We start from the raw sequence: 23636 nt of genomic DNA on the forward strand, positions 1-23636 counted from the left end.
AAGCATTAATAGTTGATTCGATTTATGTACCGATGTATGAATCTCCCGACATGGCTTCGTCCGGTTGTTTATGTAGTTAGTATCGGACTGTTCCTCGCCGGAATTGTGATTACCGGTTCTGCTGCATACGGAGAAATGGAATCCTCCCCGTATATGGTTCAGATTGACCACGATGGGTCGTCCACAGACGTATCCGCGGTTGCGTATTCCAGCCTTACAGCATCAGAAAAGGCTGTATTCGACCGATTGAAGACCGGTCAAGCAGCACCAGTCGAAGATACCGAGCTGACGACGTTTGCCAACAACGCCGTTCGGTACGACGGTGAAATTTACACGTTCGAGATGACGTACGACCCCGCTTCGCCATCACTGCTCGCGTTCGGCTTCGGCGTTCTGCTTTCCGTGGCTGGTGGTGCAGCGTTCTTCTTGACACGGTTCGTTATCGGGCGCGAACGGATAACGCCAAACACTTCGGTCTGAGCGCACAAACTGCTGCTCTCCATTTCCTACTGGTGTTTTCTAATTCAGCATTGATTAGCTATGAAACAAAATACGTTCCTCGCTTAGTCGTCCGCGGGGACAGCGTGCCCGCCGGACGTTTCCTCGAACGTCGGCGTCGGTTCGTACATCCACGACCGTCTCCACGTCTGGTCAACGTCGCCCATGTAGAGGGCGCAGTCGAACGTCAGGTCGAGGTCGAACGACGTTTCGAGGTAGTCGATGAGCGAGGAATCGAGCGAGAAATCGTGACAGAACGACACGTCCCAGTCGGGGTAGTCGATGTCTTGGAACGAAAGTTTCCCCTTCGCAAAGTTGTACCCGCAACTGCCGTCCAGTTCGAGAACGAAGTCCGTCGCTTCCGTCACGTCGTCGAACGCCGTGGTTTCGGGCGGTTCGTCGCTGATGGAGTCCATCGACGCAGTGAGTTCGCCGTTACAGAGCGAATCGTCCGCGCGGCACCGGAGCGCGTACGTGTCGCCGTCGTCCACTCTGTCGAACGAGGACGTTGCTTTCCGGAAATGCGAGAAAAACCCACCACACAGACCCAAAAAGCGCGACGAGGTGTCGGAACGAAGTGTGTAGTACGCACGGCGCTGTGTCCCGTTTTTCGGCACCGACACGCTGATTCGACAGAGCATCTCGTTCGTGTGAACCCGCGGCATTGGAACAGGGCCGAGTTTCGTCACCGAGAAATCGCACGCACACATGCTTAGCATCCCGGTTCCCGTATCACGAATCTCTTCGACGGTGACACAGTCCGGAACGAGTTGTTCGAGTTGTTCCAGCGGTACTCGATAGTTCACCGTTATCCGCTTGTTCGTCCACGATTCGACGTCGATAGGCTGGTGATAGACCCGACCGAGACGTTCCTGAAGGGAACGGGAACGTTGTAATTTCTGTTCCATAGTTGATAATTCATATCGATCTAAATATACTTTGAGACCGACGTGTAGACGAGTACCTACATCTGCCGAGAATATTTCTAAAGTTTGGATGGCGAGTAAAAGTTGGCGGGAAAGCTACCGTTTAGTGCGAGTGGCCGGTGGCCTGCTCGAAGGTGATGCCGAGTCGCTCTTCGAACAGTTCTCGCGCTCGTTCTTCGATGGCGACGACTTCCTCGTCCGGTTCGCCCTGCGTATGGTGAACCGCGGCGTGGGCCTGCTGGACGAAGGATACGAGTGCCATGTCGCCGACGACCGTTTCGCGCGCCTCGTCTTCCTCGCGGAGCAGGTCGATGAGTCCCGGCGGCAGTTCGAGTTCGTCGCTGTCGCCGTCAGGGCCTTCGATACTGTACGTTGCCGTCTCGACTTCGTCTGCGTCAACCATAGCCCTCATTTCGTCGTCAAGCGTTAAGGGTCTGTGGTTAGCGACTGCATCGGCGGGTTCCGCGAAGTTCGCGGAACCCGCCGCAAAAACGATGTGCTCAAAATCGGCGGGATGAAGAACTGAACTCCGACTGACTGATTCAGTCGTCGGACGCCGCCGCACCTTCCTGCGCGGCGGTCGCCTCCCCGAGGTCTGCGGTTTCGAGGTAGTCGTCTGCGTCGAGTGCGGCCTTACAGCCCATTCCCGCGGCAGTTACGGCCTGCTGGTAGTGGAAGTCCACCACGTCGCCAGCGCCGAAGATGCCGGACACGTCCGTTTTCGTCTGGCCGCCACCTTTGCCGCCGAGGGTTCGGATGTAGCCCTCTTCGTCCAGTTCGACGCCCGTACCTTCGAGGTAGCCCGTGTTCGGCGTGTGGCCGATTGCGAGGAACACGGCACCAGTGTCGAACTCGAACTCCTCGGTTTCGGGGTCGTCGAGTTTCTGGGACGGTTTCCCTTCGGGGTTCGTAACCATCGTCACGTAGTCCACGCCCTCCTCAACCGAGCCGTGAATCTCGGTCACCTCGGTGTTTTTCATAATCTCGATTTCGCCCGCATCGACCTTCTCCTGCACGCGGTCTTGCCAATATTTCTCTGCGCGGAACTCCTCGCGTCGGTGGACGAGGTAAACCTTCGACGCGAACTTCGTGAGGAAGGAGGCTTCCTCGAACGCGGCGTCACCGCCGCCGATGACGACCATCTCCTCGTCGCGGAAGAACGCGCCGTCGCAGGTCGCACAGGTCGAGACGCCGTAGCCCATCAGGTCGTCCTCGCCCGGAATCGAGAGGGTTCGGGCGCTCGCCCCGCTGGCCGCGATGAGCGCGTCCGTCGTATACACCTCACCATTCGTGAGTTCGACGCGGAACGGACGGGACGTGTCGTCAACGTCCTCGATGATGCCGGTTTTCACCTCGGCCCCGAATCGCTCGGCCTGTTCTTGCATGTTGTTGATGAGTTCCGGGCCGCTGATGCCGTCCGGGAATCCGGGGTAGTTCTCCACGTCCGTGGTGAGCGTCAACTGGCCGCCCGGTTCGTCGCCCTGCAGGATGAGGGGGTCGTTGTTCCCGCGTGCTGCGTAGATTGCCGCAGTCAGGCCCGCAATTCCGCTTCCGGAGACGATAAGCGTGCGGTGTTCCGGAGTGGCGGAATCGTCGCCAGCGTCCGCGGATTCGATGCCGAGTTTGTCGTCAAGTTCGCCCGTCTCTTCCAGTGCGCTCGTCTCGTCCCACCCACCGATGAGTTCGTCGTCGATGAACACCTCGGGCGCTGTTTTGCGCCCGTCGGCGCGTTCGACCATCTCGGAGAAGAGGTCGTCATCGCCAGTCACGTTGTACGTTTCGTACTCGATTCCTTTCTCGTCGAAGAGGTCTTTTGCCTTTTCACAATAGGGGCAGTTCTCCTTCGTGTAAATCTCGACGTGGGGATGTTCGCTCATGGTGCAATATCACAGTTCGCGGTGTATTTAGCTTGCGCTGTCTTCGCTCGTTTCCGGTTTCGACAGTCGAGTGAGAAGGGTTATCAGGGTGCCGTACTGCCGGTCGCTAACCCCTCTCGAAGCCCTTACGTTCGTTCTCTCCCACGACACACGCATGGGCGCAGACATCGTGGAGAAGACGAACCGCTACGAGCGCCTCCTCTCGGAGGCGCTCGACGCCGCAGAAATCGCTCCGGCGGCCGACACGCCGATGGGCGAAGCGGCAGCGGACTGTGAGGAAATGGCTCGTTCGTATCTCGAAGATGGACGACATTTCCGAGACGACGATGACCTCGTGAACGCACTTGCATCGTTTTCGTACGGTCACGCGTGGTTAGATGCCGGGGCGCGAATCGGTCTGTTCGACGTGCCCAGAGATGGACATCTCTTCACCGTGTAGTTGGGCGATGGGCTTACGTGTCCGGGGTGTGTCGGTTGGCGGTAATGGAGGGCGTCCTGTGGTACGTACTCACCGGTACGCGCGGCGGAGCCAATCGTGTCCGCTTGATTCGCGCGCTGGATGAACGTCCGCGGAACGCCAACCAACTGGCGGAAGCGTTAGACCTCGATTACAAAACGGTTCGCCATCACCTCGACGTGCTAATGGACAACAGCATAATCGAGAGCAGCGGGGACGATTACGGCGCAGTGTATCTGCTCACGGAGCAAGCGCGACAGCACTGGGACACCGTCGAGAAAATCATGGAACAGGTGGAGTAAAGTATGGTTGAATCTGGGAAAGCATATAACCGTCACCGATTACAAGGGAGGAACAGATGAGTCTCTGGTTAGACGTAGCGCGGGTGGCGACGGCACTGAACGTGCTGTTACTGCTCGGACTAGGCTACGTTTGGCTCCGGAACTACATGCAGTTCCGCTCGAAGCACACGCTCGGCCTGTCGGTGTTCGCACTTCTCTTGCTCGGCGAAAACGCAGTGGCGCTGTACGTGTATTCGTGGGACGAGGTGCTGTCGGTGTGGTTCGCAACCGCGGTGCCGCCCGAGGCGTGGCACGCGATGCTCGCGCTTCACGTGTTGGAATTTTTCGCTCTATCGTTTCTTCTGTGGGCGACGTGGGACTGATTTCCCGACTCGATTTTTCCGGTTTATGTCTCTGTATGATATACTTACGGTGCGATTAGCGAACTGCTAATAACGTAGTTTCAGACTGTACTCCGCGTGTGAAACGACAGAGTCGGAACTCGACCACGACTTCCAACGGAGGGAGTTCGTTGGATGGAACACTTTGGTACGTCCTTTCTGGAAGTCGGGGAGACGCGAGTCGCGCTCGACTACTCCGAGAGGTAGGGAACCAGCCACAGAACGCGAACCAACTCTCGACGACGCTCGGCCTCGATTACTCCACGATTCGCCACCATCTCGACGTGCTCGCGGAACACGAAATCGTCGAGCAACACGGCGGTGGCGAGTACGGTTCTATCTATACACCAACTTCGACGGTCAAACGGGAGTGGCAACGGGTTACTGAAATCATCGAGAAAGTGTCTGAATAGCTGTTCTCGCGGCGTTTACGGACGAACCATGGTCAAAGTTCGAATGAATTTGGGTGAGAGTCCGGAAAATTTTCTTTTAAACCTCTGTCCTCGGTTGTGGTGTGCGCCACAGCGCACGACCAACCATGCCAGACAATACACAGGACGCAGTCGGTGAACTCGGAGAGACGACGCGGAAACAACTCACGTCCCGCCGTGGTTTCCTCGCAGGGTCGGCGGCTGTCGGGGCTGTGGGACTGACGGGAGCAGGAATGGGCATCGTGGGTGCAGACGACCACAACAACGATAGCGACGACGGCGGTTCCGGAGACGATGGTAACATGGAAGACGATACAACAGACCTCGACATTTTGAACTACGCGCTGACGCTCGAACACTTAGAAGCGACCTTCTACGCGAAGGGACTGGAGGATTTCAGCGACGACGAACTCATGCACGCAGACCTCGGCTGTGACATCTGTGACAGCCAGCGTGAGAAGATTCCGGAACAGGTTCGCGTCGTCGGCGAACACGAGGCGGCCCACGTTGACCAAATCACGAAGGTCATCGAACAACTCGGTGGCGAACCGGTCGAACAGGCCGAATACGACTTCGGCTACGAGACGCCCGCACAGTTCCTCAAAGTCGCCAAGGCACTCGAAAACACGGGTGTGGCGGCGTACGCTGGCGCGGCCCCATCCATCAAGAACGACAAGATACTGCAGGCGGCAGTGTCCATCCACAGCGTCGAAGCGCGTCACGCGGCATCGTTCAACGCCCTCAACGGCGTTTCACCGTACCCGAACGCCTTCGACGAGGCGAAAACGATGGAAGAGGTCAAAGAAATCGCCGGGCAGTTCATCGTCCAGTAAGCCGATTCCGACCAGTTTCGACTTTTTCTGCGATTACAGTACGCCGAATCCTGTTGCCGAACCGAAGTCGAACAGTACGTGCAGTCCAATCCCGACGATGAGCGCGGGAATGGTCGTGTAAATCGATGCGACGATTGCGGCCTTTTTGTCGATGGCGATGAGCGGGAACAACGCGTCGCCGTCCTGACTGATGGCGTTCGCGGTGAGCGCCGAGAACGGAATCCCGCCGTCCGCGTACACGGTCGCCAACACGATTTGCGGGCCACAGCCCGGAATCAATCCGAGTGCCGCCCCGGCGACGGGCGCGAGCAAGCCAACGGCGGCGGCGAGTTCGGCGACGTTGATGTTGAGCAGGAGGACGGAGTATTCGTACAGTAGGTACGCCGTGAGCACCCAGACGGTGACGAAACTCGTCTCCTGTGCCGCGTGGACGAGCGTTTCGTGGACGTTGGCGAACGTATCCCGAGCACGGCCAACGTGGCCGTCTCCGAGGTAGTGTCGCCCGACGAAGTAGATGTAGAACGACGCCGTCGTTCCCGTGATACCGACGATAGTGAACGCTCCTGCGAAGGAGGTGCCGAGTTCCAGCGGAACCTCGGGCGCGCCCGCAGCAAGGTACATGACACCCAGTGCGAGCGCGATACCCGCGGACACCCACCAGAGGGCGTGAACCGCGTGGCTGAGGGGCGTCAGGATCGACGATTCTCGGGCGGTCGAGGTTCCGCAGGCCGCATCGTACTCGTGTGCAGGATTACCGCCGCGACTCGCGCTGACGACACCGCCGTCTGTGGCCGTGTTGCTGATATTGGCTACGGCGTTATCGACCCGACCGACGCCCATACCGAACTTGTCGATTGCGTAGCCGGAGACGATGGCCGCACCGAAGGCGATACCGTATGCGTACAGTCCCGCTTTCGGCGCCAGTGCGAGGATGACGAACGCGGAGTCGCCAGCCGTTGCGATGAGCGTGGCGACGACGGTTCCGAAACTGACCGTGCCGCGAACGTACAACGGCATCATGACGATTGCACCGCCACAGCCGGGAGTCAGCCCCATGAGTGCGCCGAAAAACGGTTGCAGTCGCTCGTTTTCGGACAGTCGTTCGACTAATGCACCGCTCGTTCGGTACTGAACGAGGCCGAACAGGAGAACCGTGACCGCGACGAAAGCGCTCACTTGGACGTAACCATCACGAACCGACGCGAGAAACACTTCTAATAGCTCGTTCATGAGATATACGTCCCCTCCTTGGAGACGAAGATAGTTTTAGACATCTCTAAAACAGAGTTTTGCACCTTAGAACTTATAAGTTTCGGCAGTGAGAATCGACCGAAGGATGGTTTCAGACGATAGTTGAAAAAGGGATTGAGTGCCGTGGTACCAATAGCCGCAATTCTTATCTTCGTCACACCGCTCTGTTCACCTGCAATGGCGCAAGGTACGGTTACGTTCTTCAACGATACCGGCGGTTACGGTTTTATCGAGACTGACGACGCGGACGACGACGTATTCTTCCACATGGAGGATATTGGCGGGCCGGATTTGGAGGAAGGACAGGAAGTCGAATTCGACATCGAACAGGCGGACAAAGGACCACGGGCGACGAACCTCCAACGGCTCTGAGACGACACCGTGTAGCGTAGCAGACGATTAGCAACGGCTCTCTTTCACGAAATCGCCAACAAGATTTTTCTCCTTACCGCTCGATAGGCAGCGTATGGTGGAAACGTACGTTCGATTGCTGTGTCCGGAGTGCGGAAAACACTGGGAGTCGAGTCCTGACGACTTGCCGACCCCCGACAAGCAGTTCCACTGTCCGAACTGTCATGCGACGCGACGAACGTCTGAGTTCACACGAACCGAGAGCGATTTGAAGACGCTCAAGCAACTCCAGTAAGCACTGCTTATTCGCGCATTATGCGCGAAACAACGGTAACGCCACATCTTCTCGGTCGGATTTGTATCAGCTGAGTTGATAGCTATTCGTTCGCTCCACCGATATTCAGTTAGCCGATTCGCCGCAATCAGCCCCTGTCCTGACAACAGTCGGTTTCAATGACCGCATTCTAGTATGATACGAAACCGAAAGTCCCGAAACTCTGACTGTACGGCGTGCTAACGGCACTCAAGATAATAATATAACCCTGCAACTGTTACTCAACGATGCTTATGAAGAAGCAGGAGCTCATCCACCTTCACGGCCTGCTTGCAGAGGTCGGAAACCATTTCGAGGAGAAAACCGGGGAACCGATTACATTGGACGAGTACGAATCCCTTGGGGTACGACCGACGTCCATCCACAGATCGAAAACTGACCACAAAGCCGCTGTTTTTGCACTATCCAACGCAATAACCACGGAGATGCGTGTGACCGAGCGCGAAGCGGTCGCACCTCAAGCTGACTGAGTCACGGTTTGCGACTCCCCGATATTAACAGTAAAGACAAGTGGCGACGCTACCGGTTGCTCGTTGTTCTACTGAAGAGTGTCATATTTTGTACTACATACGTTCTCAGACATGATAACCGACTGTGGGATTTAATACGAAACCGGGCGAACTGTGTCCTACTGAACTGGTAAAATATCACTCAAAATAGGCATAAAGCAAACATGAACAAAAAAGACACAGACGAACGGCGTTCGAACCGAGGTCAGGTTGGTATTGGAACGCTCATCGTGTTCATCGCAATGGTGTTGGTTGCCGCAATCGCTGCAGGCGTCCTCATCAACACGGCAGGCTTTCTCCAATCGAAAGCCGAACAGACCGGTCACGAGAGTAGCGCACAGGTGACAGACCACGTCCACGTGGTGAGTACCATGGGGAACGTCACCTACGATTCGACGAACGACACACACGAGGTCGATTACGTCAACATGACCGTGATGAAAGGCTCCGGTGCGGGTGACATCAACCTGTCACAGGCCACCCTCGAATGGCTCGGCCCGGACGGTGCCCAAATCATGACGATGGGAAGTAAAGCAAACGACACGCAGTTCGGCCTCGAAAAGATTCGTGACGAGGAAGGCTCCCTTCCCGTCCTCGTCAGTCAGAAAGACAGATTCCGTATCGTTCTCGACACAGAACAGATAACGGGCGGTTTGCAGGAACGCGAGGAGTTTACGCTTAAAGTCGTCACCTCCTCCGGTGCGATGACCTACCACCACAGCGTGCCCGAGACGCTGTCGGACGGTCACGCAATCGGCTTGTAAATCAACCCACCTTTTATTTTTTGCCCACTTAGCGGCGTCTATCGTGCCACGCCGGAAACTTTTCCCGTATCTCCGAAACACGCGTTGGGTCGATGTCTCTGATGACGAGTTCGGGTTCGTCACCCGTACTCGCCAGTGCAGTTCCCCACGGGTCGTACACCGTGGAGCGACCGAGGAGGGTCGCATCCTCGTAGGAACCGGAACCGTTGATAGTGGCGAGGAAACACTGATTTTCGATGGCGCGTGCGCGTGAGAGCACTCGCCAGTGTTCGACGCGGGGATACGGCCACGCGCTCGGAACGAGAACGAGAGTCGCGCCCGCCTCCGCAATATCGCGGTACAGTTCGGGAAATCGGAGGTCGTAGCACGTCGTCATTCCGAGAGTTACGTCCTCGAACTCCACGATTCCCAGCGATTCGCCCGGAACCAGCATCTCGGCTTCCGCGGATTTGTAGCCGAACAGATGGTGTTTCCGGTACACCGCGCGTCGGTTCCCATCGCGGTCGAAAAAGACGGAGGTGTTTGCAAGTCCTTCTTCGGCGGGAGTTTCGCCGTCGGTCAGCGAAAGGTCTTCGACGATGCTCCCCGCGAGGACGCCAATATCGTGGTCGTCTGCGAGGTCGCCAACCTGCGTGAGTGTCGGCCCGTCGAGCGCCTCCGCATTTCGTTGGTACGTTTCGAACGCGAAGTAGCCGACGTTGAAAATTTCGGGCAGGGCAACGAGGTCTGCATCCTGTTCCGCCGCGGATTCGATGGCGTCCGCGGCGCGCTTGCGGTTCGACTCAACGTCACCCCCTTCGATTGCAATTTGTGCGAGTGCGAGTTTCATGTGGCCACGCCGACCTCGTCTTGCAGTTTTTCTTCTAAGTTCTGTAGCTCGTCGTCCAGATGTTTCTTGAAATAGCGTTCGATGCCCGGAACACGCCCGTCAACGACGAAACGATTGACGAGTCGGCACCCCGTTTCCGTCGGTTCGACTTCGTGTTCACCCGTGACGCGCAGCGCTGACGAACGCCCGACGAACTTCACGTATCGTGGTTCTTCGCGCGCAACGTCCTCCGTCTCCACTGGAATTGTTTTGTTCACGAACGGTATCGGCAGTTCGATATGCCACGTCGCGCGATGGCCTTCGTGTGCGTCGTAGTCGGCGACGACGCTGATAGCACTGGCTCTGCGCTTCGGGTCGGCGAGGAACTCCCATACGTCCTCGGGAGGAACCGGAAGTTCGAACGTCCGCTCTACCCGGACAGTCATACGCTAGAATTGGGCTGTGATGGTAAAAAGCCAGCCACTTAGTTCGGGCTGACTCTCCACGTCGTCGAACGAGCGCGCCCCCACTTCTCGATGTCTACGTCGTCGGACTTCTCCGCCAGCTTCGGGAGCCGAGACCCCACCTGTTTGGATGAAAGGCCGAGGTGTTTGGCGATGTTCTTCGCGCGGAAGTAGCGCTCACCGCCAGACACGCTGTCGCGTAGGAATTCGAGGATACGCTGTTCCTCGTTGGTGAACTCAGTCATCCTCACCATCAGTACGTGCCAGATGGCCTTAACCATTATCCCCTACTGAGCAAGTGCTGATTTCGCGTCAGTTCGAGTAGACGTGATTCGCGGACACTGCGAGGATACCGGCGATGATGGCCGCGGCGAATCCCCACGCGGCGGTTTCCGTCCCCGGCGTGACAAACGTTACTCCTGCACCAACGAGTGCAATAAGGGTGAACAGCACGGAGAGTCCGACCCCCATATCCGTCGAAACAGCCTGATTTCCTGCCATGTGCCCTCTTTGCATGAGGGCTAACTTAGTTCATTCTACTCGCGTACAATCCCGGTATTAACAGAGAGGCGAGTCGGGAGGTTTTTGGTGTCACTCCGCAGGAACCCGCATATGGTCGCGGAGAAACTCAAGTCGGTGTTACCGGTTGGAAAGCGGGGATTTCTCGCCCTATTTCTCATCGCCGTGCTCGTGGGAAGTGGCGTACTCACTGGCGTTCTCGGCGCGCCGCGCGTCTCCGGCGTGGACAACGAATTCGGCGACGTAACGAGCGAACAGACGGAAGTTCGAACCGCGCTCGTCGTGGACAATCCAAATCCCTTCAGCGTTCGGGTCGGCAACACCTCGGTCGATTACACCGTCGAAATGAACGACGTGACGATGGCGAGTGGCCAGCGGTCGAACCTCGCACTCGACAGCGGGAAAACGACGCTCGGGTTTTCGACGCGGATGCAAAATCAAAAGATTCCGGAGTGGTGGGTCACCCATATCCGGAACGACGAGCGAACCACGCTCCGAATCCAGTCCGAGGTTCGCTCGTCCGCCGTCAGTCGCTCCGTGCGCGTCCCATACGAGGACGACATCGAGACGGACATCATCGGCCAGTTCAATTCGACGGAAACGCGCCCGGTGAACGCGAGCGTTCCGTTCGTCTCCGACCCCGTGCTCTACGTGAACGAAACGAGCGCGAACTGGGGTTCCGTAACACAGGAACGGACACCGATTCAACTGCGAATGCGAGCGTACAACCCGAAATCGATTCCCTACACGATTTCGGAAATCGGCTACGAGATGACGATGAACGACGTTCCGGTCGGCAACGGAACGACCACACAACCGTATACGATTCCGGCGAAATCCGAGAAAACGCTCGGGATGCAAGCAAACATTCGAAACCAGCAACTCGACGACTGGTGGGTGAGCCATCTCGAAAACAACCAAACGACCGACCTACGAATAGAGTTCCACGCCAAAATCGACCTTCCAACCGGCGACACGGTCGAGGTACCACTTCGCTCGATGACGTACGAGCGACAAATCGAGACGGACATCTTCCGGAACGACTCGGCGGAGGGCGCGCTGGACGACGTGAAGGCGAATCCTGCGTCCGGGACGACGGCCGGTGAAACGGAAACCAGTGAGACGACTGTTGGGAAAACGACGACCGACGAAGAAACGACTGCGACTAGCACGACCACCACCACCACGACTCCCACAACTTCGGACTCCGGCACCGGAACGACCACCACGGACGACGGCGGACTGCTCGGAACCGTACTCGCCGTCGAAATCGACCAGCACTGAATATTCCCGCCACCGACAGACTTTTAATATTGGCCGAACCATGTCTTTCTATGCCACGGAGTACTCACTCTCCTGGTCGAGTTCTTCTCGGGCGATGAGAGTGCCGTAACGGCAACGAGAGACGGTGAATCGATTGTACTGGCCATTGACGGGCAGGATTACGAGCTATCGCGCGAAGCAGCGACGCAACTGCAAGACGCCGTCGGCGATGCGCTGACCGAGCGTCAGGAGTTCTTTCGCACCGCGGGTACCTTCCGCGAGGACGGGAGCTACGAGGTGTCCCGACGAGGTGCCGACTCGTCGGGGAACGCCAAGGTGTTCCAGAGCTTCGACGCGATGGCTCGACTGTTCGACCGCCTGCCGGACGAATTTTCCGCGGAGGAGGTCGGCCGAACCGGAATCACTGGGTCGCGTCGCCACCTGCTGGTTCGCCACTTCGCGGAGCATCCCGACTTCCCCTGTCGGATTTCCCTGCACAATCCACTGACCGTGGAAAAGGAGTCCGAAGAGTCCGGCGTGGCCGAAACCGACGGAAACCCCGAGGTGGGTGCCGACTGAGGGTAGATATTCGCTTGAAAACGATCTGCGTTTTCAAGCGAATGAGAATCACGAGGCGAACTGGCCAGCGGCCAGTTCGCCACCCTCGACATTCGACTAACTTTGACTAACCGTTTTTACGTGAAAATCCGTCCTCCCGACAGCGATAGCACCGACAGTTGCTCGGCGGGCGCGTGCACTGTACGCGCCCGCCTGCTGATTTTTAGGCCGTCTCAGTTAATCGTCGTATGCTCGCTCTCCTCGTTGAGAGCCAGATTCGCCGCGATTTCCGCATTTCGCATTGCGTACTGGGCGGTTTGCTGGAGGCTGACGAGCACGTCCCGAACTTGGAGAAGGTCGTCGTTCGACATCTCGGGCAGGTCGGAGAGGATGTCCGATTCCCTGTCGCCGAGTTCGTGGAATTTCCGCCGGACTTCGAGCGTCATGTCGTAATCGCGCTCCACTGCGGCCTGCACCGCTAGTGCGGTCATTTCGTCCACTTGGTCGGTGAACTCGCGGATTCGGCGCATGGTTCCGTTATCGACTTCGAGCGAGTGGCCGTTCGCTTCGAGGACGATGTCCGCGATGTCCTCGGCGTTGTCCGCGGTCAGTTCGAGATTTTTCGCAATCGAGCGATAGCCGATGAGAGGGAATCCGCTGTCCAGACCGACTGCGCGGGCGAGCGTCGGGTTTTCGTGCGCCGTAAAGATGAGACGAAGGAGGAGGACGAAAATCTTGTTTGCCTGTCGCTCGCGGTTCAAGGCCCGCTGTGCGAGGTCGGGGTTACCGTGTGCAAGCGCTTTCACTGCCTCGCCACGCATGGTGCTCCCGGTGTTTTCCAGTCGTTCGAGGAGGTTGTCCAAATCGAAATCCTCGGGGTCAACCGAACACCGAATTGCGATGCTTTCCGGGGTTTCCTCGATGACGCCGAGCCCCATCAACTGCGTCTCCGCCTTGTAGACCGCGTTGATATGACTGCTTTCCAAGGCTTCCTCGCTGACGACATGGATAACGCGCCGACCGAGAACGTACTGCGCGACGATTGCGCGCTCGACCGCGCCAGCGTCCAACTGCTCCGTGTGAATCGTCGCTTCTGCTTCGTCGTCGTGGGCGGATTCGGGGAGGACGGTGAGCGACCCCTTACCGCTGATTCGAAGGGAGACTTCGTCGCCCTTCTCGACGCCGTGTTCTTGCGCCCACTTGGCGGGCAGGGTCATCGCCAACGTCGATGGACCCAATCGCTGAACCTTCCGTGTTTCCATGTCCTTTGATTTCTCCACCAAACCTTAAATGTCGCCATATGTCAACAACTGTCTCGAATTCGAAAACTACCCCGAAAGAGAATAAACAGCTACTCGACTTTCAACATTCTGCGCTCGAAGCGTCCGACGCGGACTTTTCGCCAGCCGCGCAAGGAATTGTCCACATCCTCATCACCGGTATCGACGTGGAGGACGCCGATGCCGTCGAGTTTCGTCTTCGAAGCGACAACTTCCACGTCGGACCGTCGAATTACGTCGGGCGAAATCTGATGGTTTCCGCGTCCGAAAACGAACCCCTGCCCGCCAATCGGCGAAACGATGATGACGTTTTCATCCCCCAAATTGGACAGGAGGTCCGTTTCGCTGGCGTCGCGGGCCAGCAGTTCGCCGTCGCGCCACACGTCGACGCCCAGCGGCGACCCGTCGAATCCGAGTTGAGACTTGATTGCGCCGACCGTGCTTCCCGGCCCGAGGACGTATGTCACTCCATCCTCGATTTCGTCTGCGACTCCGGCGGCGAGGCTTTCGACCGTTCCGCCGCCGAGTTGCTTGCTCGATTGGAGCGATTCGGCGACAGGAACCTTTGCAATCGCCCGCAGTTCGGCCCGAACTTCGCCTTCTCGGTAGGCGTCCTCGTCGATATCGTTCACTTCGCGTTCCTCCGTGCGGTCGAATCCGGCGGCGACCCGACCCGCCGCTTCCGGCGTGACTGCAAAGACGGACGAGTAGATTTTCACCCCGGCGGGGACGCCGAGCATCGGGATTTTTTCGTCCGTCTCGGCGAGCGTTTCGGCGACATCGACCGCGGTTCCGTCCCCGCCGACGAACAGAATCAAATCGACGGGTTCCGCCGCGAGGCAGCGAACCGCTTCACGGGTGTCCTCGGCGCTGGTTTCGTTTTTGCTTGGGCGACCCACGATTTCCGGGTCGAACCCGGCACGTCGTGCTTCCTCGGCACCCATCTCGCCAGCGTAGGTCAGAATCTCGGCGGCTGGCGAACGCTCTTTGAGCGCGGACAGGGCGGTTTCCGCCCTGTCCGGCGCGCGTTGTTCTGCTCCTCGTTCCCGTGCTTCCGCGACTTTGCCGTCGGTTCCCTTCAGGCCGACTCGCCCACCCATACCCGCGATAGGATTGACGACCACGCCGATTCGCATGGCTGTGGGTTGGGTGGCACGGATAAAAGGCGTGTGGGCAGTGGCGAAATCGTCGTCTTTTCGTGCGTTAGTCGTCGTCGCCCTGCTCTTTTACTTCGTTGTGCGCCTTCTCGTTCGGCGGTTGGAGGTTCGGTTCCGTCTTCCCCAAATCCTTCTCTCGAATGAACGAGAACGACCCTTCGCCGTCCACCGATTCGCCCTGCGTCCACGGTTTCTGCGGGTCGTCCGGTTCGTTAATGTCCGTGGACATGAACGAGTAGTTGAACTCCTGCTGTTCCATCTCGTCCGGGAAACTGTCCGGAACCGGCAGATGGTCGAACATATCGTCCGGGTCGCCCAAATCCTGCAGGAGGGCAAGCCACTGATTCTGGTGCATCGTGTCCCGCGCGATGAGGTACGACAGCATATCCTTCATGCCGTCGTCGTCGGTCATCTCCCACAGTCGCGTGGCGAGCAGTCGCCCGGTCGATTCGGCCATCACGTTGGCGTACATGTCCGCCGCGAGGTTGCCGCTTGCGACGATGCAACTCCCGTTAAACGGCACGCCGTTGCTATCCACCGGCATCGCGTGTAGTCCGGACGAAAGCACCTGTCGCGGTTGCATCCCGTTCATCGCCGCCGAAACGGCGCTGTCCTGTCCCATCTGATTGCGCAGTTCGACCGGCGCACCTTCGAGATTCTTGGCCACTGCGGTCGCCAGCATCTCGATGTGGCCGAGTTCCTCCGCGGCGGTTTCCAACAGCGCGTGGCGGTACTCGCTGTGTTTCTGCGGGAGCGCCCACGCCTGAAACAGGTATTGGAGCGCGACCCGCATCTCCCCCTCCACGCCGCCGATTGCCTGCTGAAGCATCTTCGCAAACTCCGGGTTCGGTTCCTCAACTTCCACTTCGTACTGTAGTTTTCCGTTGTCGTGGTAAAACATCGTTCCCCACCGCAACGGAATCCGGTAAGCGGTTCAATAAGTATGTTGGCCTTCGCGGGACTGTCGGTTCGAGATGAATCACGACAAAAGACGGGGGCAGTTCTCAAACCTTAAGAGACAGCGCCGACAACCGCAGGACATGATTCCAGTCGCAGACCTCGCCCCGCTCGCAACGTTCCCCCTAGCGGAAGTCAGCATCGCCGTTCTCGTCGCCGCAATCGGTTCGGTCGTTGCGTGGATAGCGTACTTCTACCGATAAACAAGGCGAGTGACTCGGGGCTTGACCCCGAGACGGTTCACCGATAGCCGAGCAAACCGCGAACCGTTTTACGGTCGTTCGACTCGCTCGCGGAGCCAATCGGCCGCATTTTGGACGACTTCCTCGTTCGACCCCTCGATTTTGACGCGAACGTGGTCACCCGGATAGCTTCCCACTTTCACGTCGAATCGCTCCCGTAGTTCTTCGAAGCGGTCGATGAGCGCGCTCTCCGGTTCGTCCGCCGGAACGACTTTCCTGAAGTACGGATCGCCGTCGAACTCGCCTGCAATGCGCTCGAACATCGCTTTCATCTCCTCCGGCACCCCCGGCAGGACGTAGATGTCCTCGATTGCCGCGCCGGGAGCGACGCCGACTTCGTTCGGGAGCATTCGGGACCCTTTCGGGAGATGTGTTGTTCCGGAAACGAGGTCGGCGTGCGAGTAGTCCGAATGAGTTTCTATCCATTCGACTGCTTCCGTGTGTTCTTCCACCGGAACGCCGACGGCGGCGGCGACACCTTCCATCGTCAAATCGTCGTGCGTCGGGCCGAGTCCGCCCGTCACGATGACGGCGTCGTATTCGGCCAGCGATTCGTTTACCACGCGGGCGATATCGGCCACGTGGTCGGGGACGACGAACACCCGTTCAATCGAAACGCCGCGCTCGGTCAGCTGCTCGCCTAACCATGCCGCGTTCGTGTTGACGGTGTCGCCGGAAAGAATCTCGTCTCCGACGGAAATCAGCGCGATTTGCATACTGGATGGTGTGGCGCGACCAAAAAAGCCCTGTCGCATCGCCCGTTTGGTCGTCTCTCGTTCGTCGTTTCGCACAACTCCTGTTACTGCATTCCTGGCGGTGGGCCACCGCCACCGAAGTCGTCGTCTGAAATGTCCGCGTTCAATCCCATTTCTTCGCGCTTCTCTTCGAGTTCCCGAATCTGCATGCGGAAGTACGCGAGGCCGATCAATCCGGCCACCAGCGCGATTCCGACCACACCGCCGAAGAGGAACTTGTCTCGGGCGAGATAGTAGCGAACCGAAATCCTGTCAGCGCTCACCGATTCGTCCCAAATGACGTGGACGCGTTCGTCCTGCATCTCCGTCGTGTAGCTACCCGGGCGGACGTCGCTCAACAGGAACATATCGACGCGCATCCCCTTCGGAATGATGACCTCGTAGCTCTGGTCGTTCAGGTGCGTCGGAACGGCGAACGTTTTCCCCTGTCGTGGCGCGGTGTACGCCAGTTTACCCTCGCTCTGGGGCGGCGTGATGATAGTCTGTTCTTTCGTCTTTTTTACCCGAATATCTTCGTGACCTGCGACCGTTCCGTTCGGATACTGGAACTGCACCGACGAGATTTCGACGGGTCCATGTTCGCCCAGCGTCTCCTCCTGATAGATTTCGAGCGTCGTCTTCTCGTCCATCTTGTAGACCGCTTGATACTGGTCGCTGGTCACGTTGTAGGTGACGTTCTGATTCGTCTCCCAGTTGTACGACGCCTCCTGTCCGAGTCGTTCGTCGCTAATGCTTCCGGAGCCGAAAATCGACGTACAGCCTGCGCTGGCCGCGAGCACGGCGAACAAACCGAACGCGAGGACGAGGCGTCGATTCATGGAATTACGCAACGAATCTCCGCGGGGATGTAACCCCCGATACTGGAGAGCAGCCCCGGTGGGTCGGTGTTTTCCGTGCAGATGATGCTCTGTTCCAGCACGCCGAGGCGTTCGACCGTGACGATGTCTTGGGCGTGCCCGGCGCGGTTGACCGTCGCACGAACTTCCCCGCGAGTCGCGCTGTTGACGTTCACTCGACCGTTGCCGCGCGTCCAGTCGAACAGGCGGTCGCGTTCCTCGTCGGCGAGGCGGGAGGGTTCGTCATCGCCGCCGTAGACGAACTTCATCGGCAGATGCTGAACTAATCCGAATCGTTCCATAATCTGTTCGGGTTTGCCGGGACCAAGTTCGAGTTCGGACGCCGGAATTCGAACGTCCTGTCCGGCGTCGAGGACGAAACCGCCGTCGTCCCACGATTCGAGGGTTCCAATGTAAGTTTCTGCCTCGCGGAGGTTCGGCGTCACCTCGCCCCACTCCTCGCCCAGAACGTTTCGGGCGACGACTTCGTCCTCGCCCTCGACCGTTACCGAAACGAAATCGTCGTGGCGAACGCCGATGTCGTACTCTACGTCCAAATCACCGAGGGCGTTGCCAACGAGCGATTCGAGGCCGTCGAGTGCGCGGCGTTTCGCCTCACCGCTGACGTACACTTTGGTTGCGAGAACGACCATTATGCACCGAGTACCTCGACGTTGAGTTCCTGTTCGAGTTCCTCGATTCGGTTTTCCATGGATTCGACGAGCATCGAGTTCTCCATGGATTCGAGCGGCGACCCACATTCGGGACATTCGAAGCCGAAGTCCATCGCTTCGCCGAACTCGAATCGCAGAGAGCAGATTTCACAGAGGTAGAACTCGTGGTTGCGTTCGTACTCTTGGCGCTGCTCCAGCGCGTTGAGCAGGCGGTACATCTCCTCTTCTAGATTCTCCGGAATCTTGTCGTACTCGAACGTCCAGAGATAGGTGAGCCACCCCGAATCCTCGTCTCGGAGTCGGCGATAGGTCGCAAGGTCGTTCTCGTAGAGGATGAACAGCGCCCTGCGAACGTCGTTGAGTTCGAGGTCGAGTTCCTCCGCGAGTTCCTCGTCGGTGACCTCACCGTCCGGCGGCGCGGCGGCAACCGGCATGCCCTTTGGCCCGACCAGTTCGTGGAGGTATTTCTGAATCACTGGGTCGCTTAGCAGGTCCTCGAAAGCCATTGATATGTTATATCGGGGCGTTCATCTGTTTAAAACCATCGGGAGGGATTGGAAGAGGTTCGATTGTGGTGTTCGGTTGAGGGTTGTTTGGGGATTTCACCGTCCTCGAAAATGGCCGGCTGAATGCGTGATTTACAGTGGTGGAAGATTACCGGTAGCAAATCACGACACAAATCAAACCGCCTCCGCAATCGGGCTCGCGGTTGCACCACTCGTCGTCGAGGTCGCTCTGCGACCTCGTATCCCACATCCTCCCCAACCGATTCCCTCACTCGCTCACGCTCGTTTCGGTCATCCCTCGCGTGGAAGTTTACAGACCCTCGGCGGTGAACGCCTCGGGCCTGCCGACGCACGCGCCGTGTGGAAAACGAGTGTTTCGTGAATACTCACTAAAGTGCAGTGGCGCGCGCTGGTGCGGAGCCGAGGACTTCGCGTCCGAGGTTCCGCACTAAAGCCCTGCGAGGTCTTCGTGAGCGACGACGGAGTTCTCGTGAATGAAGCGAACGAGAGCACGGAAGAGCGTGTCTCTTCCGGAGTGAGCATGGCTCGTCAGAGCGTGCTCTGACGGTGGACGAGCGAAGCGAGTCGGTTGGGGAGGCATGTGGGCGGGTGTGGTAGCGGTCATGTGTTGGCGTGATTTGCTTCCGACACACTCCCCTGTCTCAATCGCGTACTACTGGATTTGTCTGGCGGTTCCATTGATGTTAGCAGTTGGTAACTGCACATCGACACCAATCGAAATCACTCACTACTCTCCACAGTCTCTTCCAAATCACCGAATACAGACTCTCGGACGCTACCTCTCAACGAATCGTGAAATCCCTCGTCCGGCCAGAAATCCGACGACAGAACCAACAACCCCAATCAGGCCGAATCCCACGACAACCGCCCAGAGTGGCGCGTCCGAGGGCGAACCACCAGCCACCAACTGCCGAACGACGGACACCGCGCCGAAGGAAATCGCCGGAACGACACCGACGGCGAGGCTGGCGAGCAGGCCGCCGCCGCGAAACGTGCTAATTGCGGAAATCACCGGCGGTGCGTAAAACAGCGATGCAGGAAGCAAAACGTCGAAGGTGAAACTCCCCCCCGACCCGCTCCCGAGCAGTGCCCCGAGGAGAAGTGCCGAAACGACTCCTGCGAATCCCCCGACGAACACCGACCAGTGGCGTACCCTCCCCTCTTGCCGACCCCACAAAAACCGCTCCGAAACTGTTGCCATCGCATCGGGATGCAACGTCAACCAAAATAAATGTTCAGCCAAGAATCGAGAAACAGTTTTCACGCCACTCTTCGAAGCACCGACCAGCATGGTATATAGTGACACCGAAGCGGCGTCACGCGATGAGCTACGGACATTACAGGACGAGCGACTGGCCGAAACGGTCGCACACGCCCACGAGAACGTTCCATTCTACCAGAACGCACTAGACGAGGCGGGAGTTTCGCCGGAGGAGATACAGAGCGTCGAAGACATCTCCGAACTGCCGTTTACGACGAAAGAGGATTTCCGCGACAACTACCCGGACGGGATGTTCGCGGTTCCGCGCGAGGATATTCACCGGATTCACGCCTCGTCGGGAACCACCGGAAAGCCGAAAATCGTCTCCTACACCGAAGACGACCTCGGCGTCTGGCGCGAGGTGATGGCCCGGTCGCTCTCTGCGGCGGGCGTCAAACCGGAACACGTCGTCCAGAACGCCTACGGCTACGGCTTGTTCACGGGGGGCCTCGGATTCCACGACGGGGTGCAGGAACTCGGTGCCTGTGTCATTCCAGTCGGCGGCGGGAACACCGCCCGGCAAATCGACATGCTTCAGGATTTAGAAAGTGACGTGCTCTCGTGCACGCCGTCGTACTGTCTCTACCTCGCCGAGGCCGCGGAGGAACGCGGTATCGACCCCCGTGACCTCCCGCTTTCCACGGTCGTCATCGGCGCGGAACCGTTTACCAACCCCATGCGCGAGGAAATCGAGGAAGCATTGGACGTGACTGCGGTGGACGTGTACGGCCTCTCGGAAATCATCGGCCCGGGCGTCTCCATCGAATGTGCCGACGTGCAGAACGGCTTGCACATCTGGGAAGACCACTTCTACCCCGAAGTCGTTGACCCCAATACGGGCGAACCGCTTCCGGAGGGCGAGGAGGGCGAACTCGTCATCACGAGTCTGACGAAGGAGGCCCTGCCCGTTCTGCGCTACCGAACCGGCGACATGACCAGCTTGAACTACGAGAAATGTGATTGCGGCCGAACCATGGTTCGAATGGGCAACGTCACCGGAAGAGCGGACGACCTGCTCATCGTTCGCGGTGTCAACGTCTATCCGAGCCAAATCGAGGAAGTGATGGTGGATTTGGACGCCGTCGCACCGCACTACCGAATCGACCTGACGCGGGACGGCAACTTAGACCGCATGAAAATCACGGTCGAATATCACGAGAAAATCGAAGCCTCGCCCGAGGAACTCAAGGCGGAGATTCAGTCCCGACTCGGCGAAGTGCTGGACGTGACGCCCGACGAACTCGAAGTCGTCGAACCGGGTGCCATCGACCGAACCGAAGTTGGAAAGGTAAAGCGCGTGTACGACCACCGATAAGACTCAAAGAGCGACCATCGCCGAAAGGCCTCGGAACGGAAATTTTGGATTTCCGTTACAGCCAGCGACTGAGAAGTGAATCCCGTTCGTGCGGCCGTTCGACCGTTACGACCGTGTTGTGCGCCGACGAGCGCACTTCGCCGATTGTCGAACCGAAGACGAACTCCCGAAGTCTCCCTTTTTGTGGCGCGCCCATCACCGTCACGTCGTAGTATTTCGACTGCTCGATAATTGTGTCGGTCGAATCGTCGGCTTCGAGAATCCACGTATCGACGTTCTCGAACTCGCCGAGTCGGTCGCGGGCGGCGGCGACGTACTCCTCGGCGGCGGCTCGCTCCCGGTCGTCCGCGTCGGTTTCGATGACGTGGAGCAGTTCGACCCACGCACCGTGTGCCTGCGCGACGTATCGCGCGACATCCACCGCCAACCCCGAGTGCGGGCCGCCTGAAACCGGAACGAGAACCGACGAAATGGTTTTCGAGGCGTGACTGCCGCCGACGGTGAGAACGTCGCAATCGACAGTACAAGCGAGTCGCGCGGAAACGTTCCGACCCAACGGATTCGATTGCGTTGCCGAAACGCGGTCGTCTATCACGACCGCCCCGGCCGAAACGTCGTTGCTCGTCTCGCCGACGATTGCCGAAAGTGACCGACCGACGCGGGCGGTTCCACGCGTCTCGACGCCCGTGTTCGGGCCGAGTGACGTTCGGAGCACCCGCTCTGCCGTCTTTCGGTGCTCGTCCAGCAACTCGTCCGAGCCGTCGAACTGCGTCCCCGACGGTCGAACAACCGGGTTGACGAGGACGACGTCGCCATCCCACTCCTCGGCGAGTGACGCGGCAAATTCGACCGTCCTATCGGTTGCCATCCCGTCGAAGAGCGGAACGACGACATTTCGGCGGGGGGATTGGCCACCGCTCTCCGCGTGTAAGAGCGAGGGAGTCCACGGAGTGGGACTCACATACATACTCCACGCGAGTTTTCGAGAGCGTATAAATCCCGCGGATTGATTACCTATTCCGAAATTCACAGCGTGAACGTTCAGGATATGATTATTTGAGTGCAGAGCGGCTGTTGAATCGGCTTTCGTGAAATCGAATTTCTATCGTAGAGTGAAAAGAAGTCGAAGCGGGTGTCGGAGTAGGAAGGGACTGCGATTAAAGTAGATTACACACGACGAAGCAAACTACGGTTTGTACACGCGGCCGCGGAAGATGGCGATGGTTTCGCCATCAGTTTTCTCGCCGTTCGCACGCACGTCAACTCGATACGATGCCGTGCGCCGCGTTTCGTCTTCCTGCTCCGCGGCCGCGACCAACGTTTCGCCGACCTCTGCCGCGGCGAGATAGGACATGTTCGTCTCCAGTGCGAGTGCAGTTTCGCCCTCGGAGTTGGACGCCGCCGCGAAGGCGGCGTCCGCGAGCGAGTAGACGACGCCACCGTGGGGCGTCCCGTGGAAATTGAGCAGATCGTCGGAGACGGTGAGTTCGGTTCGCGCACTGCCGGGTTCGAGACACGTGAGTTCGATGCCGAGCGTGGCACAGAACGGGTCACTTGCGATTTTTTCACGGTGGTCGTCGGGAATGTCCGCCATACCCCGCATCAGTGCAGTAGTTACTTATATTCTACCCGAGAGGGTGACGATATGGCGTACAGCTACGAACCCCACTACTTCGAGGACTTTGAAGAAGGCCAGACGTTCGAAAGCGTCGGTCGAACGGTCACCGAGTACGACTTCGTTCAGCACTCCGCGTTCACGGGCGACTGGACGGAACTCCACACGAACAAGCATTACGCCGAGGACGAATATTTCGGCGAGCGCGTGGCCCACGGCCCGATGACGTTCTCGCTGGCAACCGGCTTTGTCTACCGCTGTGGTTTCTTGGAGCGCACCGTTCTCGCGTTCCTCGGCATGAACTACATGGACATCCCCGCGCCGGTTAGAATGGACGACAGCATCTCGCTCGACATGGAAGTCGTGGAGACGAAAGAACTCTCCAGTAGAGAGGACTCCGGCCTCGTCGTCATCGACACGGTCATGACGAATCAGGAGGATACCGTCGTCTTCGAGGGCGACATGAAGTTCCTCATCAAGCGCGAAGAGTGA

The 23636-nt window shown here is 58.4% G+C and carries 32 protein-coding genes; 14 read left to right on the top strand and 18 right to left on the bottom strand.

Annotation, left to right across the window (positions count from 1 at the left end):
* Positions 1-36: 36 nt before the first annotated feature.
* Positions 37-480 carry a hypothetical protein gene (locus HL45_RS08170; protein ID WP_144240038.1) on the top strand — a complete coding sequence of 148 codons (444 nt, stop codon included), beginning with the start codon at positions 37-39 and terminating at the stop codon, positions 478-480.
* 83 nt (positions 481-563) lie between these two features.
* On the opposite strand, the gene HL45_RS08175 is transcribed toward HL45_RS08170, so the two are convergent.
* The 3 genes from HL45_RS08175 to HL45_RS08185 all read right to left on the bottom strand — a co-directional run bounded on the left by HL45_RS08175 (position 564) and on the right by HL45_RS08185 (position 3301).
* Positions 564-1406, bottom strand: a complete 843-nt coding sequence (locus tag HL45_RS08175) for a DUF2071 domain-containing protein (protein ID WP_049970631.1) — start codon at positions 1404-1406, stop codon at positions 564-566.
* Between the two features lie 121 nt (positions 1407-1527).
* Positions 1528-1827 carry a DUF7545 family protein gene (locus HL45_RS08180; RefSeq protein ID WP_049970632.1) on the bottom strand — a complete coding sequence of 100 codons (300 nt, stop codon included), beginning with the start codon at positions 1825-1827 and terminating at the stop codon, positions 1528-1530.
* Positions 1828-1966: 139 nt separating this feature from the next.
* Positions 1967-3301 carry an FAD-dependent oxidoreductase gene (locus HL45_RS08185; RefSeq protein ID WP_049970633.1) on the bottom strand — a complete coding sequence of 445 codons (1335 nt, stop codon included), beginning with the start codon at positions 3299-3301 and terminating at the stop codon, positions 1967-1969.
* 154 nt (positions 3302-3455) lie between these two features.
* Here HL45_RS08185 and HL45_RS08190 point away from each other — a divergent pair, with 154 nt between their 5' ends.
* From HL45_RS08190 to HL45_RS08210, 5 genes are all read left to right on the top strand, one after another.
* The gene (locus HL45_RS08190; protein ID WP_049970634.1) at positions 3456-3740 is read left to right on the top strand and encodes a DUF357 domain-containing protein; all 285 of its coding nucleotides are present in this window, start codon (positions 3456-3458) and stop codon (positions 3738-3740) included.
* A gap of 44 nt (positions 3741-3784) precedes the next feature.
* A complete protein-coding gene (locus HL45_RS08195; protein ID WP_049970635.1) occupies positions 3785-4060 on the top strand; it encodes a winged helix-turn-helix domain-containing protein in 276 nt (91 codons plus the stop codon).
* Between the two features lie 56 nt (positions 4061-4116).
* Positions 4117-4422: a hypothetical protein gene (locus HL45_RS08200; protein WP_049970636.1), complete on the top strand. Its 306-nt coding sequence runs from the start codon at positions 4117-4119 to the stop codon at positions 4420-4422.
* A 149-nt stretch (positions 4423-4571) separates the two neighbouring features.
* On the top strand, positions 4572-4853 hold the full coding sequence (locus HL45_RS08205; RefSeq protein WP_049971957.1) for a winged helix-turn-helix domain-containing protein: 282 nt from the start codon (positions 4572-4574) through the stop codon (positions 4851-4853).
* Between the two features lie 125 nt (positions 4854-4978).
* Positions 4979-5704, top strand: a complete 726-nt coding sequence (locus HL45_RS08210) for a ferritin-like domain-containing protein (RefSeq protein ID WP_049970637.1) — start codon at positions 4979-4981, stop codon at positions 5702-5704.
* Positions 5705-5737: 33 nt separating this feature from the next.
* Here the strand turns inward: HL45_RS08210 and HL45_RS08215 are convergent, their stop codons facing one another.
* Positions 5738-6934, bottom strand: coding sequence for a putative manganese transporter (locus HL45_RS08215; protein ID WP_049970638.1), 1197 nt, complete (start codon positions 6932-6934; stop codon positions 5738-5740).
* Positions 6935-7132: 198 nt separating this feature from the next.
* Between HL45_RS08215 and HL45_RS08220 the strand changes: the two genes are divergently transcribed.
* The 4 genes from HL45_RS08220 (at position 7133) to HL45_RS08235 (ending at position 8913) form a co-directional block, all read left to right on the top strand.
* A complete protein-coding gene (locus HL45_RS08220) occupies positions 7133-7327 on the top strand; it encodes a cold-shock protein (RefSeq protein WP_049970639.1) in 195 nt (64 codons plus the stop codon).
* Positions 7328-7421: 94 nt separating this feature from the next.
* Positions 7422-7601, top strand: coding sequence for a DUF7836 family putative zinc-binding protein (locus HL45_RS08225; RefSeq protein ID WP_049970640.1), 180 nt, complete (start codon positions 7422-7424; stop codon positions 7599-7601).
* A gap of 272 nt (positions 7602-7873) precedes the next feature.
* The gene (locus tag HL45_RS08230) at positions 7874-8110 is read left to right on the top strand and encodes a UPF0058 family protein (RefSeq protein WP_049971958.1); all 237 of its coding nucleotides are present in this window, start codon (positions 7874-7876) and stop codon (positions 8108-8110) included.
* A gap of 203 nt (positions 8111-8313) precedes the next feature.
* On the top strand, positions 8314-8913 hold the full coding sequence (locus HL45_RS08235; RefSeq protein ID WP_049970641.1) for an archaellin/type IV pilin N-terminal domain-containing protein: 600 nt from the start codon (positions 8314-8316) through the stop codon (positions 8911-8913).
* Positions 8914-8941: 28 nt separating this feature from the next.
* On the opposite strand, the gene HL45_RS08240 is transcribed toward HL45_RS08235, so the two are convergent.
* The 4 genes from HL45_RS08240 to HL45_RS08255 all read right to left on the bottom strand — a co-directional run bounded on the left by HL45_RS08240 (position 8942) and on the right by HL45_RS08255 (position 10686).
* On the bottom strand, positions 8942-9742 hold the full coding sequence (locus HL45_RS08240; protein WP_049970642.1) for a carbon-nitrogen family hydrolase: 801 nt from the start codon (positions 9740-9742) through the stop codon (positions 8942-8944).
* Positions 9739-10167 (bottom strand): CoxG family protein, encoded by a 429-nt coding sequence (locus HL45_RS08245; protein WP_049970643.1) that lies wholly within the window; start codon positions 10165-10167, stop codon positions 9739-9741. Before HL45_RS08245 ends, HL45_RS08240 begins: the two co-directional genes overlap by 4 nt.
* Positions 10168-10205: 38 nt before the next feature.
* Complete coding sequence (locus HL45_RS08250; RefSeq protein ID WP_049971959.1) at positions 10206-10430, bottom strand: DUF7123 family protein; 225 nt, start codon at positions 10428-10430, stop codon at positions 10206-10208.
* Positions 10431-10497: 67 nt separating this feature from the next.
* Positions 10498-10686, bottom strand: a complete 189-nt coding sequence (locus HL45_RS08255; RefSeq protein WP_049970644.1) for a DUF7525 family protein — start codon at positions 10684-10686, stop codon at positions 10498-10500.
* Between the two features lie 111 nt (positions 10687-10797).
* On the opposite strand from HL45_RS08255, the gene HL45_RS08260 reads away from it, so the two are divergent.
* Together HL45_RS08260 and HL45_RS19870 are read left to right on the top strand one after the other, a co-directional pair.
* Positions 10798-11988: an LEA type 2 family protein gene (locus HL45_RS08260; RefSeq protein WP_049970645.1), complete on the top strand. Its 1191-nt coding sequence runs from the start codon at positions 10798-10800 to the stop codon at positions 11986-11988.
* Positions 11989-12126: 138 nt separating this feature from the next.
* Positions 12127-12546, top strand: a complete 420-nt coding sequence (locus tag HL45_RS19870) for a DUF7528 family protein (RefSeq protein ID WP_084156829.1) — start codon at positions 12127-12129, stop codon at positions 12544-12546.
* A 212-nt stretch (positions 12547-12758) separates the two neighbouring features.
* On the opposite strand, the gene HL45_RS08270 is transcribed toward HL45_RS19870, so the two are convergent.
* The 8 genes from HL45_RS08270 to HL45_RS08305 all read right to left on the bottom strand — a co-directional run bounded on the left by HL45_RS08270 (position 12759) and on the right by HL45_RS08305 (position 20154).
* Positions 12759-13787 carry a phosphate signaling complex PhoU family protein gene (locus tag HL45_RS08270; protein WP_049970647.1) on the bottom strand — a complete coding sequence of 343 codons (1029 nt, stop codon included), beginning with the start codon at positions 13785-13787 and terminating at the stop codon, positions 12759-12761.
* Positions 13788-13876: 89 nt separating this feature from the next.
* The gene (locus tag HL45_RS08275; protein ID WP_049970648.1) at positions 13877-14941 is read right to left on the bottom strand and encodes an ATP-NAD kinase family protein; all 1065 of its coding nucleotides are present in this window, start codon (positions 14939-14941) and stop codon (positions 13877-13879) included.
* Positions 14942-15008: 67 nt separating this feature from the next.
* A complete protein-coding gene (locus HL45_RS08280) occupies positions 15009-15863 on the bottom strand; it encodes a manganese catalase family protein (RefSeq protein ID WP_049970649.1) in 855 nt (284 codons plus the stop codon).
* Positions 15864-16190: 327 nt separating this feature from the next.
* Entirely contained in the window at positions 16191-16877 is a 687-nt protein-coding gene (locus HL45_RS08285; protein ID WP_049970650.1) for a competence/damage-inducible protein A, read from the bottom strand.
* Between the two features lie 83 nt (positions 16878-16960).
* Positions 16961-17734: a DUF5803 family protein gene (locus HL45_RS08290; RefSeq protein WP_049970651.1), complete on the bottom strand. Its 774-nt coding sequence runs from the start codon at positions 17732-17734 to the stop codon at positions 16961-16963.
* Positions 17731-18405, bottom strand: a complete 675-nt coding sequence (locus tag HL45_RS08295) for a DUF2110 family protein (RefSeq protein ID WP_049970652.1) — start codon at positions 18403-18405, stop codon at positions 17731-17733. The genes HL45_RS08290 and HL45_RS08295 overlap by 4 nt, the downstream gene beginning before the upstream one ends.
* Positions 18405-18932, bottom strand: coding sequence for a transcription factor E (tfe, locus tag HL45_RS08300; protein WP_049970653.1), 528 nt, complete (start codon positions 18930-18932; stop codon positions 18405-18407). The genes HL45_RS08295 and tfe overlap by 1 nt, the downstream gene beginning before the upstream one ends.
* 796 nt (positions 18933-19728) lie before the next feature.
* Positions 19729-20154, bottom strand: a complete 426-nt coding sequence (locus HL45_RS08305) for a hypothetical protein (protein ID WP_049970654.1) — start codon at positions 20152-20154, stop codon at positions 19729-19731.
* An 88-nt stretch (positions 20155-20242) separates the two neighbouring features.
* Here HL45_RS08305 and paaK point away from each other — a divergent pair, with 88 nt between their 5' ends.
* Positions 20243-21529, top strand: coding sequence for a phenylacetate--CoA ligase PaaK (paaK, locus tag HL45_RS08310; RefSeq protein WP_049970655.1), 1287 nt, complete (start codon positions 20243-20245; stop codon positions 21527-21529).
* A 55-nt stretch (positions 21530-21584) separates the two neighbouring features.
* On the opposite strand, the gene HL45_RS08315 is transcribed toward paaK, so the two are convergent.
* On the bottom strand, positions 21585-22496 hold the full coding sequence (locus HL45_RS08315; RefSeq protein ID WP_049970656.1) for a universal stress protein: 912 nt from the start codon (positions 22494-22496) through the stop codon (positions 21585-21587).
* A 219-nt stretch (positions 22497-22715) separates the two neighbouring features.
* Positions 22716-23123 (bottom strand): hydroxyphenylacetyl-CoA thioesterase PaaI, encoded by a 408-nt coding sequence (gene paaI, locus HL45_RS08320; RefSeq protein WP_049970657.1) that lies wholly within the window; start codon positions 23121-23123, stop codon positions 22716-22718.
* Positions 23124-23174: 51 nt separating this feature from the next.
* Here paaI and HL45_RS08325 point away from each other — a divergent pair, with 51 nt between their 5' ends.
* A complete protein-coding gene (locus tag HL45_RS08325) occupies positions 23175-23636 on the top strand; it encodes a MaoC/PaaZ C-terminal domain-containing protein (protein WP_049970658.1) in 462 nt (153 codons plus the stop codon).

Source organism: Haladaptatus cibarius D43 (assembly GCF_000710615.1).
In the GTDB taxonomy this organism is placed as follows: domain Archaea; phylum Halobacteriota; class Halobacteria; order Halobacteriales; family Haladaptataceae; genus Haladaptatus; species Haladaptatus cibarius.